Here is an 11,059-nt window from a genome sequence, read left to right as displayed (position 1 = left end):
GTGACCGTCCCGGGCGCCTACCGGGCGGCGCGCACCACGCCCAGGCGCTGGGTGGCCCGCGTGTACGCCACGTACAGATCGTTCACACCGTGCGCGGAGCCGGAGCGGATCAGCTCCGGCTCCGCCACGATCACGGTGTCGAACTCCAGGCCCTTGGCCGTCCTCGCGTCGAGCAGCACGACGGGCTGCGTGAGGTCGGGCTCACCGGTGGCGGCCACGCCGGGAAGCGCGTCGGCCAGGGCGGGGTGCAGCGAGGCGGGCGCGATCACCGCGATCCGGCCCTCGTGCGGCGCGTCGGCGACCCGGGCGGCGACGGTCGCGGCGAGGCCGGCCGGTTCCACGGTGACCTCCCACGGTTCGACGCCCGTGGAACGCACCGAGCGCGGCGGCCGGAACTCCGGGTCCTCGCTGCGCCGCACCTCGGCCGCCAGTTCCATGATCTCGGCGGGCGTGCGGTAGTTGACGCCGAGCGTCGTGTGCTCGAAGCGGTCACCGACGTACGGCTCGAGGATGTCCCGCCACGAAGCGCAGCCGGCCGCGTCACCGGTCTGCGCCGGGTCGCCGACCAGCGTCATCGACCGGGTGGGGCAGCGCCGCATCAGCAGCCGCCACGCCATCCGCGACAGCTCCTGCGCCTCGTCGACGATGATGTGCCCGAAGGCCCAGGTCCGGTCGGCGGCGGCGCGTTCCGCGGCACTGCGGTGGTCGGCCTCCTCCTGCCGCTCCGCCATCCGCTCGGCGTCGATGATGTCGTGCGCGGCGAGGACCTCCGAGTCCTCGTCGTCCTTGTCCTCGAACTCGTACGTCCGCGAGGCGTACGAGACGTCGAGCACGCCCTGTGCGTAGGCGATCTGCCGGGCGCGTTCGGCCTCGGCACGGGCCAGGGCGGCGGAGTCGTCCTCACCGAGGAGTTCCGCGACCTCGTCCAGGAGCGGCACGTCGGCGGGTGTCCACGGGCCCGTCGCACGTCTGAGCAGCGCGGCCTCCTCCTCCGGCAGATGCGTCGGCTCGGCGAGGAAGTCCGCGAGGAACTCCCGCGGGGTGAGCGGCGGCCACAGCGTGGCGATCGCGGCGTGCACGTCGGCGCTGGCGGCGATCGCTTTGCCGAGCTGCGCGATGTCGTCGGGGCCGAGGAAGTTGGGGCCGCCGTACGGGTCGGCGCCGATGCGGTCGGCGAGCTGGGCGGTCAGATCGTCGATGATCCGGAACACGAAGTGCGGCCGGGCCAGGTTGTGCGGCAGCCCGGTCTCGCGGGCCTTGTGGCGTGCCTCGACGGCCATGCCCCAGTCGATGACGAGATCGCCGTCGTCGTGCGGGACGACGAGCGGCGCGTCCTTGCCGGGCACCTGCTGCCGGTCCCTCACCGCCTCGGCCAGTACGCCGGCCATGGCGTCACGGCCCTTGATCTCGGCGGCGGCGGAGCTGTCGGTGCCGGTGGCGTGGACGCCGGGGAACAGCTCGCCCACCGTCGACAGCAGCACACCCGTCTCGCCGAGCGAGGGCAGCACCTCCCCGATGTAGCCGAGGAACGCCGGGTTGGGCCCGACGATCAGCACCGCGCGCTTGGCGAGCTGCTCCCGGTGCGCGTACAGCAGATACGCGGCCCGGTGCAGCGCGACGGCGGTCTTCCCCGTTCCGGGCCCGCCCTCGACGACGAGCACACCGCGCTGCGGGGCGCGGATGATCCGGTCCTGCTCGGCCTGGATGGTCGACACGATGTCGCCCATCCGTCCGGTGCGGGCGCTGTTCAGCGCGGCGAGGAGCACCTCGTCCGCGTCGTGGGACTCGTAACCGGTGCGGGTGGTGTCGGCGAGATCCATGATCTCGTCGTGCAGCGCGGTGACCGTCCGACCCTGTGTGGTGATGTGCCGGCGGCGGCGCAGCCCCATCGGCTCGTAACCGGTCGCGAGGTAGAACGGGCGCGCGACCGGGGCCCGCCAGTCGATCAGCAGCGGTGTCCTTTCCGCGTCGTCGCGGCGGATTCCGGTGCGCCCGATGTGATGCGTCACTCCGTCGCGCCGGTCGATGCGTCCGAAACAGAGCCCGGAGTCCGCGGCATTCAGCGCGGCGAGCGTCGCCGAGTGCTCGACGACGCCGATGTCCCGCTCCACCCGCGACTGCCGACCGGTCCCGCCCTGCGCGATCGTGCTGCTCAGGGCGGATTCGGCCTCGTCACGGAGCTGATCGAGCCGCTCGTGCACGAGGGAGACGAATTGCTGTTCCCGCCGCAATTCCTCGGTTGACAATTCAGCTCCTGACGCGATAGGATTCGTTTATTGAACTTCTCCGTGACGCTTCTCCATGGTGCTGCGGATTCACCAACACGGAAACCACCAATATACGCAGCGAAATACCCCGGCCGTCAATTCGGACCGGGGTTTCTTGTGTCCTCGGGGACGTGTCGGGGCGGCCTCCGCACGTGCGGCGCGGGCCGCGTGGACCGGCCCTTGTCAGTGGTGGCCCGTAGCGTTCTTCGCAGTGGGAACGGGCGGGGACGGCCGTCTGTTGGGTCCTGGGGAGGGGTCTGCCATGTCGCGGACGAAGACGTATCTGGAGCTGTCGCAGGACGACGGCACGGCGCACAAGTTCTACGAGGTGGTCGTGGAGGGGACGTCCGTCTCGGTGCGCTACGGCCGGATCGGAGCTGCCGGACAGCTGCAGACGTCGTCCTTCCCGACCGTCGAGAAGGCGCAGGCCGCCGCGGCGAAGAAGATCGGCGAGAAGGTGCGCAAAGGGTACGCGCCCGCCGTGCAGGGACAGCGCGCCGCGCGTCCGGTGACGCGCCGCCAGGTGACGTCGGCGCCGTCCACCGCACGCTCCACGGCACCGGTCCTGTGGCGGTTCCGGACAGGCTCCGCCGCCTTCGGCATCCACATCGACGAGGACCGCTGCTGGGTGGGCAACCAGGCCGGTGACGTCTACACCCTCGGTCACGACGGTGAGGTACTGGCCCGGTACTCCCTGCCGGACGGCGTCAAGTGCCTGGTGGCGGACGACTTCTGGATCTACGCGGGCTGCGACGACGGCAAGGTGTACGACCTGTCGTCGAAGCTGCCGTTCGCCGCGTACGACATAGCGGCTGACGTCGACATCCTCTGGCTCGACATCAGGGAGGGCGTGCTCAAGGTCTCCGGCGTCGACGGCGGTCTCACCGTCATCGACCACGAGGACGAGTACCAGTGGGCCCGGAAGTCGTCCGGCGAGCACGCCTGGATGGTGCGGGCGGACGAACAGGCCGTGTACCACGGCCACCAGCGGGGCGTCACCGCGTACTGCCCCGACGGCAGCGGCGAGTTGTGGCACACGCCGACGACCGGCGCCGTGCTCTTCGGCTGGCAGGAGGACACCTCCGTATACGCCGGCACGGCCCGGCACGTGGTGCAGCGCCTGTCGAAGCGGACGGGCACCATCGAGGCCACGTTCCGCTGCGACACGGCGGTGTACTCGTGCGCCACCTCGCCGGACGGGCGGTACGTGTTCGCGGGCGACTCCTCGTCCTCGGTCTACTGCTTCGCCGCCGACGGCAGGCGCCTGTGGAAGCTCCGTACCGGCGACGGGTCCGCCCTGTCCATGCAGTACCACGAGGAGAAGCTGTACATGGTCACCACCGAGGGCTCGCTGGTGTGCATGGACGCGAGCGAGTCGGCGGTCGCCTCCGCCCAGCAGGGCACGGTCCCCGTCGCCAAGGACGTCAAGTCCGCCGCCGCGCTGCCGACCTACACCCCCGCGGCCTCCCTCAGGGCGGTGGCCACGGTTTCGTCACCACCGGCCGGCGGCGTCGTGGTGGAGTGCGTCCAGGTGGGCGGGAAGCTGCGGGTGCACGTCGTCTCGGACGGCTTCGAGCCCTCCTGGAACGTCCAGTTCCCCCGCGGGATACGCGAAGTGGGCGCACGGTACGTGGTGGACGCGCTGCACCCGGCGCAGTCCGGTTTCTACCGCGTGCGCGGCGAGATCCGCCGGCTGGTCTGAGGCGGCCGCGGCGGGGCGCCGGGGCGAGGTGGGGTGGGGCGGGGTGGGGTGCCGGTCAGCCGAGCACGTCCTCCAGTTCCTGCAGGAGCCGGCGCTTGGGACGGGCGCCGACCATGGACTTCACGGGCTTGCCCCCGTGGAAGACCATCAGGGTCGGCATGGACAGCACGCCGTAGCGCGTGACCGTCTCCGGATTGGTGTCCGCGTCGATCTGGAGCACCTTCAGCCGTGCCGTCTCCTCCTTCGCGACCGCGCTCAGCACCGGGGCGAGCTGGCGGCAGGGGCCGCACCAGTCCGCGGCGAACTCGACGAGAACCGGGCGGTCCGCGCCCAGCACCTCGGTGTCGAAGTCCGTGTCCGTCACGGCGGCGACACCTTCTGCGTGGATCATTCGTCAGCCTCCGAATTCGCACTGTGGGTCCGGGCCTTGCGGCAGTTGCGCCTCGGCCCGCATGAGCTGCGCACCGACCTGCGCCCGCACGGACCGCAACTGCCCGATGAGGGCGTCCAGTTCGGCGAGCTTGGTCCGGTAGACGGCGATCGAGGCCGGGCACGAGTCGCCCGCCGGATGGCCCGCGCGCAGGCACTCGACGAACGGCCGGGTCTCCTCCAGGTCGAACCCGAAGTCCTGAAGGGTCCGGATCTGCCGGAGCAGCCGCAGGTCGTCCTCGTCGTAGGTGCGGTAGCCGTTCACCGCACGCCGGGCGGGCAGCAGCCCGCGGGACTCGTAGTAGCGCAGGGTGCGGGTGGTCGTCCCGGCCCGCTCCGCGAGCTCGCCGATTCGCATGACCCGACCGTAAGCCTTGACGCCGACGTCAAGGCAACGGCCGCCGCTCCGGCCGCCGTCAACCGCCGTGCGGCAGCAGGGGTTTGCGGGGCAGCGGTGAGGTCAGCACGATCGACGTCGCCGTGCGGCCCAGCGCGGAGATCTGGTCGAGCACTTCCTCCAGATGGACCGTGTCGGTCACCGCGACCTTGAGGATCCAGCAGTCCTCGCCGACCACATGGTGCGCCTCGATGATCTCGGGCCGCTCCAGCAGCTCCAGCGTCCGCGGATGCTTGAAGTTGTAGCCGGCGTGCGGATCGATCCGGATGAAGGCCTGGATTCCGTAGCCGAGCCGGGCGGGCGCCACATGGGCGCCGTAGCCGGTGATCGCACCGCACGTCTCCAGCCTGCGGACGCGTTCGGTCACCGCGGCGGGGCTCAGTCGCACCCGGCGGCCGAGCTCGCTGAGCTTGATCCGGCCGTCGCTCTGCATGATCTCCAGGATGTGCCGGTCCACCGCATCGAAGGCGCCCACCGACGTTTCACCGGCGGCGAGCCGCAACTGCCGTGGTTCCCTCTGCTCCGACGCCGGATCTCCCATGTTTCCCCCTTCAGGACGCCGTCCGTCAACGTAACACTGGTACCGGAAGCCGTAACACCGGGTGAAATCGAGGAATCGGGGAGTCAGGGAAATGCGCGAGGTATGCGTCATCGGGGGCAGTCGCTACTTCGGAAAGCGGCTCGTCGCACGACTGCTTGCCGCCGGCGACCGGGTCACCGTCGTCAATCGCGGCTCTTCCGCACCGCCCGGGGGCGTGCGCCATCTCGTCGCCGACAGGAACGACGAGGCATCGCTGCACAACGCCCTCGGCGACCGGACCTTCGACGTCGTCGTCGACCAGGTCTGCTACACGCCGCGTCAGGCAGCGACCGCCCGGCGCGTCTTCGGCGGCCGCACCGGCCGCTATCTCCTGACCTCCACGGTCGAGGTGTACGAGTACGAGGACTCCGACACCCCCGTCCGCGAGGACGCCGTCGACCCGCACGGCGTCACCGTCGACCTCGACGCCCCCTGGGACGACCCGGAATATCTGGAGCGGCACTACGGCGAGGGAAAGCGCCAGGCAGAAGCGGTCCTCGCGGCGGACCCCCGCCTGCCGTGGGCGTCCGTGCGGTCGGCCCATGTCCTGGGCGGCGCGGACGACTTCACCGGCCGCGTCGAGCACTACGCCTCCCGTATGCGCGACGGCAGGCCGATCCGCGTCCCCGCGGACAACCGGCCCGCGACCTACATATCCGTGGACGAGATCGCCGACTTCCTCTTCTGGGCAGTGGGGCAGGAATTCACCGGCCCGGTGAACGCGAACTCCCACGGCCCGCTCGTCACCGCCGACATCTGTGAGGCGGTCCGGCGCGTGACCGGCGGCACCGCGGAATTCGCCTCGGTGGAGGTGGGCACGTTCTCCCCGTTCTCCTTCGCCCGTTCCTACGCCATGGACAACACCCGGGCCGCGCGGCTCGGCTTCCCTTTCACCCACACCTCCGCATGGCTGGGCACCGCGGTCGCCGAGACCCTGCACGCGCCGGGGCGAAAGACACCGAAGGACGAGGACTGATGCGCCACCGCACCATCGGAGATCTCCGCGTCGGAGCGATCGGATACGGGGCGATGCCGCTGTCCATCGAGGGGCATCCTGACGAGCGGCGGGCCGTCGCCACCATCCACGCCGCGCTCGACGCCGGCGTCACCCTGATCGACACGGCCGACTCGTACCACGTACCCGGCGCCGGACCGGGTCCCGGCGAACTGCTGGTCGCGCGCGCCCTGTCCGAGTACGGGGGTGACACCGGCTCCGTGCTCGTCGCCACGAAGGGCGGGCGCGGCCGGACCGCCGACGGCGGCTGGAGCGTGAACGGCGACCCGAAGCATCTCAAGCGGGCCGCCGAGGGCTCCCTGGCCCGCCTCGGCGGCGACGCGATCGGGCTGTACCAGCTCCACAAGCCGGACCCGGACGTCCCCTACGCCGAGTCGCTGGGCGCACTGACGGAACTGCTGGCCGAGGGGACGATCCTGCGGGCGGGGATCTCGAACGTCGACACGGACCAGATCCTGCTGGCCCACGAGATGCTCGGTGACGTGCTGGTGTCCGTACAGAACCGGTACTCGCCCGAGGTGCGCGACAGCGAACCGGAGTTGCGGCTGTGCGCGGAGCTGGGGCTGGCGTTCCTGCCGTGGAGCCCGCTGGGCGGGATATCGCGCAGCTCGCTGGACGGCCCGTCGGCCCTCGCCGCGACCGGGCCGTACGAGGCGTTCCACGCCGTGGCCCGCGACCGGGGCGTCAGCGCGCAGCAGGTGGCTCTGGCCTGGCTGCTGGCGAAGTCGCCGACGGTGGTGCCGATTCCCGGCGCGAGCCGGCCGGGCACCGTCACCGACTCGGCCGCGGCAGCGGATCTCGTGCTGACCGCCGCCGAGTCGGCGTCACTCGAGGCCTGACCGCCGGTGGATCCGACCGGCCCGCGCACCCGACCGGCCGGTGGACCCGACCGGCCGGTGGACCCGACCGGTCGGTACCGGGGCCCGGCGCCGGCGCGGCGGCGGGCCCGCGCCCGGGTCAGGCCCGGACGGGCGGCGCGGGGCGGTGAAGGTGGCGGTGGCGGTGGCGGGTCAGCTCGTCGGGAAGTTGTCCGGGGTCCGGATCCGGTCGCGGATCCAGACGCCGGCCTCCTTCAGGGACGACGTACCGGCCCACGGGCCGTCGTTGTTGCAGGTGCCGGTCTTGAAGACGGCACCCGAGCGGTGGTCGTCCGAGAAGTTCCAGTTGACCCAGCTGATCTTCTCGGCCGCCATCAGGTCGAGGTAGCGCTGGGACATGGCGAAGTCATTGGCACCCTCACCCGCGTAGTCCTGGGTGCCGAACTCGGTGACGAACATGGGGATCCGGTCCGCCGCCCGGGAGAGGGCAGCCAGGTTCTCCTCACGGTGCGAGGCGGCGTAGAAGTGGAAGGTGTACATGATGTTGGCGGCGTTCACCGGATTGTTCACGACCTCGCGCTCGTCACCGCCCTCGGAGAGGCCGAGCGAGGACCAGGCGCGGGTGCCGACCAGGACGGGTGCGTCGGAGTCGATGTTCCGGATGACCGGGATGATCTGCTCGGCGTAGCTCTTGATCCTCGACCAGCTCACGCCGCTGGGCTCATTGGCGATCTCGTAGAGGATGTTGTTCTTGCCCTTGTTGCGGTTGGCGATGTCGGTGAAGAACTTCCGGGCGTTGTCCAGGTTGTGGTACGGGTCGCCGGGGCTGAGCATGTGCCAGTCGACGATCACGTACATGCCCCGGTCGGTCGCCTGCTGGATCAAGGAGTCGGCGAGATCGGTGAAGTGCCGGGGGTCGGTCTCGTAACCCTCCTCCTGCACATATGTGGAGACCCGCAGGACGTCGGCGTTCCAGTCGTCCGCCAGGGCGTCGAGTGAGCCGCGGGTCAGGCACTGCGGGTACCACTGGGTGCCGTGGGTGCTCATGCCGCGCAACTGGACGGGGTTGCCGTGCTCGTTGCAGAGCTTGGTGCCGCACACCTCGAGCTGTCCGTTGACGGCGACGGGGGTCCCGTCCGCGGGCGGGTCGGTGGGCGGGTCGGTGGGCGTTCCGTCGCCGCCGTCGCAGGGCAGGCCGTTGACGGTGCAGTTGAGGGGCAGTCCGTTCCCCCGGGCGTTGAAGCCGAAGCCTTCCTGTCCGCCGGGGGCGATGTCGCCGTTCCAGGAGGCGTTGGTGAAGGTGTAGTGCTGCCCGCTCCGCACCTGGGTGGCCGACCAGTGGTTCGAGACCTCCGTCCCCGCGGGCAGGTCGAACTCGACCTTCCAGCCGGTGGCCTTGGTGTCACCGCCGTTGGCGACGGTCACGCCTGCGGTGTAGCCGGTGTCCCACACCGAGGTCCGGGTGATCTCCGCGGTCATCCGGGGGGCGGCGGCCTCCGCCACGGAGGCGGCGGGGGCCGCGCGGTCCACCGCCGGCGCGGCGAGGCCGGGCGGAGCGGGTGCCGCGGTGAGGGCGAGGAGCAGGGCGCTGCCGAGTGCCGCCACGGCCGTGGCGGGGCGTAGCTGGAAACGAGCCGGTCTCATGTGGGGGCTCCATCCGGAAGTTGGACGTTAGGAAACTTTCCTAACTCGATGGAACCAAGGGCTGGAAGGGTTTCGCAAGGTGCACGACAATCTCTCTCCGTCAGATCGTCGTCCATATACATGGACGTTGATCGGTTTTGAGCAAGGCGCCGTCCTGCCCCGTGCCGACCGCCGGCTGGGACCCCGGCTACGGACTCTGGCTGTACTCGGCGCCGTACCGGAAGCTGCACGGGTTCACCGTCAGGGACTCCAAGAAGGCGTGGTCCTGGACGAACTCGCACCATGTGACCCTGGACTGGCTGCATGTGCACCACGTGGAGGAAAACGGGGTGCACTTCCGCCGCTCCTCCGCCGACGGCGTGATCCGCGACTCCGTCGTCGAACGCACCGGGCTGGTCAAGCCGCAGTACGGCGAGGGCCTCTACCTCGGGTCCGCGGGGCTGCCACGGCAACAAGGACGGAGCGGACCACTCGGACCGCGTCCTCGTGGAGAACAGCCGCATCGGCCCGTACGTCACCGCCGAGCCCGTCGACGTCAAGGGCGCCGGCTATCCGGGAGGCGGCGGGGTGGTGCGTCTGGTATCCGTTGGCGAAGGTCCCAGGCGGGGGGAACGTCCCGGTGTTGTCCTCGATTCACGTCCACGTCGAGGTGCCGTGAGCGGCCGAACGTCGTCCACGCGTCGAACACGGTCACCGGGGAGACGAAAGGACTGACCAACATCGGCGTCACTCCGTAACCGCAGGGCGCCGGAGAACGCACATCGGCGTGTGCCGGACCCAAGGGGGAAGAGGGTCCGGCACACGCCGGGGGAAGAAGGTCAGCGGGGTATCAGACCTTCACGGGCTCACGCTCGTCGTCCCGCGGTGCGGGGACGTCCGCCTCGTCGCCGCCCTGCGGGGCATGGTCGTCGACCAGCGTCTTCTCGTCGAAGGGGACCTTGCCGGCGAGCACCTGGGCGGCCCGGCCCTTGTCGATCTCCTTGGTCCACGTGCCGACGAGGACCGTGGCCACGGCGTTGCCCGCGAAGTTCGTCAGGGCACGCGCCTCGCTCATGAAGCGGTCGATGCCGACGATCAGGCCCACGCCGTCGACCAGCTCCGGCCGGTGCGACTGCAGGCCGCCGGCCAGCGTCGCGAGGCCCGCTCCGGTGACGCCCGCCGCACCCTTCGAGGCGATGATCATGAAGACGAGCAGCGAGATCTGCTCGGAGGCGCTGAGCGGCGCTCCCGTCGCGTTGGCGATGAACAGCGAGGCCATCGTCAGATAGATCGCGGTGCCGTCGAGGTTGAAGGAGTAGCCGGTCGGAACGGTGATGCCGACCACCGGCTTGCTCACGCCGAGGTGCTCCATCTTCGCGATCAGCCGGGGCAGCGCGGACTCGGAGGAGGAGGTGGAGAGGATGAGCAGGAACTCACGGCCGAGGTACTTCAGCAGGGTGAAGATGTTCATCCCGGCGACGAGGCGCAGCAGCAGGCCCAGCACCACGAAGACGAACAGGGCACAGGTGACGTAGAACCCGATCATGATGACGGCCAGCGACTTCAGCGCGTCGAGACCGGTCTCGCCGACCACGGCGGCGATGGCGCCGAAGGCACCGACCGGCGCGACCCACATGATCATGGCCAGGACGCGGAAGACCACTCGCTGGATGTGCCCGATGCCGCGCAGCACCGGCTCACCCGCCGAACCCATGGCCTGCAGGGCGAAGCCGACCAGCAGCGCGACGACCAGTGTCTGGAGCACCTCGCCCTCGGTGAAGGCGGAGACCAGCGTCGTCGGGATGATGCCCAGCAGGAAGTCCGTGGTGCTCTCGCCGCCACCGGACGCCTGCTCGGCGCCGGCCGCGCGCGCCGCCTCGGTCAGGTGGAGACCGGAACCCGGCTCCAGCACGTTGCCGACGACCAGGCCGATGGCGAGGGCCACGGTCGACATGGCGAGGAAGTAGCCGAGGGCCAGTCCGCCGACCGCGCCGACCTTGGCCGCCTTCCGCACGGAGCCGATGCCGAGCACGATCGTGCAGAAGATCACCGGCGAGATCATCATCTTGATGAGATTGACGAAGCCCTTGCCGATGGGCTTGAGCTCGACGGCCACCCCCGGGGCAGCGAAACCGACGATGATGCCGAGCACCACGGCGCCGATGACTGCCAGATACAGATAATGGGTACGGTCCCGCTTGCCTGCGGCTGTAGTGGCCACGGGGTGC

At 70.4% G+C, this 11,059-nt stretch carries 9 protein-coding genes; 3 read left to right on the top strand and 6 right to left on the bottom strand.

What is annotated here, in order from left to right; translation table 11 throughout:
- Window positions 1-17: 17 nt before the first annotated feature.
- The gene (locus tag OGH68_RS25395) at window positions 18-2,246 is read right to left on the bottom strand and encodes a HelD family protein (RefSeq protein WP_264247282.1); all 2,229 of its coding nucleotides are present in this window, start codon (window positions 2,244-2,246) and stop codon (window positions 18-20) included.
- 283 nt (window positions 2,247-2,529) lie between these two features.
- Between OGH68_RS25395 and OGH68_RS25390 the strand changes: the two genes are divergently transcribed.
- Entirely contained in the window at window positions 2,530-3,969 is a 1,440-nt protein-coding gene (locus OGH68_RS25390; protein ID WP_264247280.1) for a WGR domain-containing protein, read from the top strand.
- A gap of 55 nt (window positions 3,970-4,024) precedes the next feature.
- Here OGH68_RS25390 and trxA read toward each other — a convergent pair whose 3' ends face one another.
- From trxA to OGH68_RS25375, 3 genes are read right to left on the bottom strand one after another with little or no spacing between them, the layout of a single operon-like run.
- Window positions 4,025-4,360: a thioredoxin gene (gene trxA, locus OGH68_RS25385; protein WP_264247279.1), complete on the bottom strand. Its 336-nt coding sequence runs from the start codon at window positions 4,358-4,360 to the stop codon at window positions 4,025-4,027.
- A 3-nt stretch (window positions 4,361-4,363) separates the two neighbouring features.
- Window positions 4,364-4,756, bottom strand: a complete 393-nt coding sequence (locus OGH68_RS25380; protein WP_264247278.1) for a MerR family transcriptional regulator — start codon at window positions 4,754-4,756, stop codon at window positions 4,364-4,366.
- Between the two features lie 58 nt (window positions 4,757-4,814).
- Window positions 4,815-5,336: an Lrp/AsnC family transcriptional regulator gene (locus tag OGH68_RS25375; protein ID WP_264247277.1), complete on the bottom strand. Its 522-nt coding sequence runs from the start codon at window positions 5,334-5,336 to the stop codon at window positions 4,815-4,817.
- 91 nt (window positions 5,337-5,427) lie between these two features.
- On the opposite strand from OGH68_RS25375, the gene OGH68_RS25370 reads away from it, so the two are divergent.
- The gene (locus OGH68_RS25370; protein WP_264247275.1) at window positions 5,428-6,351 is read left to right on the top strand and encodes an NAD-dependent epimerase/dehydratase family protein; all 924 of its coding nucleotides are present in this window, start codon (window positions 5,428-5,430) and stop codon (window positions 6,349-6,351) included.
- Complete coding sequence (locus OGH68_RS25365; protein WP_264247274.1) at window positions 6,351-7,229, top strand: aldo/keto reductase; 879 nt, start codon at window positions 6,351-6,353, stop codon at window positions 7,227-7,229. Before OGH68_RS25370 ends, OGH68_RS25365 begins: the two co-directional genes overlap by 1 nt.
- Before the next feature lie 171 nt (window positions 7,230-7,400).
- Here OGH68_RS25365 and OGH68_RS25360 read toward each other — a convergent pair whose 3' ends face one another.
- Both OGH68_RS25360 and OGH68_RS25355 read right to left on the bottom strand, forming a co-directional pair.
- Window positions 7,401-8,852: a cellulase family glycosylhydrolase gene (locus OGH68_RS25360; RefSeq protein WP_264247273.1), complete on the bottom strand. Its 1,452-nt coding sequence runs from the start codon at window positions 8,850-8,852 to the stop codon at window positions 7,401-7,403.
- Between the two features lie 829 nt (window positions 8,853-9,681).
- Window positions 9,682-11,052: a cation:dicarboxylate symporter family transporter gene (locus tag OGH68_RS25355; RefSeq protein WP_264247271.1), complete on the bottom strand. Its 1,371-nt coding sequence runs from the start codon at window positions 11,050-11,052 to the stop codon at window positions 9,682-9,684.
- Window positions 11,053-11,059 lie beyond the last annotated feature (7 nt).

Source organism: Streptomyces peucetius (assembly GCF_025854275.1).
Lineage (GTDB): Bacteria > Actinomycetota > Actinomycetes > Streptomycetales > Streptomycetaceae > Streptomyces > Streptomyces peucetius_A.
Note: the sequence above shows the minus strand (reverse complement) of the source record. Positions and strands in the feature narration are given on the sequence as shown.

Bases quoted from the DNA above. Each gene is read 5' to 3' on its own strand.
- OGH68_RS25390 (WP_264247280.1), top strand. From the start codon at position 2,530: ATGTCGCGGACGAAGACGTATCTGGAGCTGTCGCAGGACGACGGCACG.
- trxA (WP_264247279.1), bottom strand. From the start codon at position 4,360: ATGATCCACGCAGAAGGTGTCGCCGCCGTGACGGACACGGACTTCGAC.
- OGH68_RS25380 (WP_264247278.1), bottom strand. From the start codon at position 4,756: ATGCGAATCGGCGAGCTCGCGGAGCGGGCCGGGACGACCACCCGCACC.
- OGH68_RS25375 (WP_264247277.1), bottom strand. From the start codon at position 5,336: ATGGGAGATCCGGCGTCGGAGCAGAGGGAACCACGGCAGTTGCGGCTC.
- OGH68_RS25370 (WP_264247275.1), top strand. From the start codon at position 5,428: ATGCGCGAGGTATGCGTCATCGGGGGCAGTCGCTACTTCGGAAAGCGG.
- OGH68_RS25365 (WP_264247274.1), top strand. From the start codon at position 6,351: ATGCGCCACCGCACCATCGGAGATCTCCGCGTCGGAGCGATCGGATAC.
- OGH68_RS25360 (WP_264247273.1), bottom strand. From the start codon at position 8,852: ATGAGACCGGCTCGTTTCCAGCTACGCCCCGCCACGGCCGTGGCGGCA.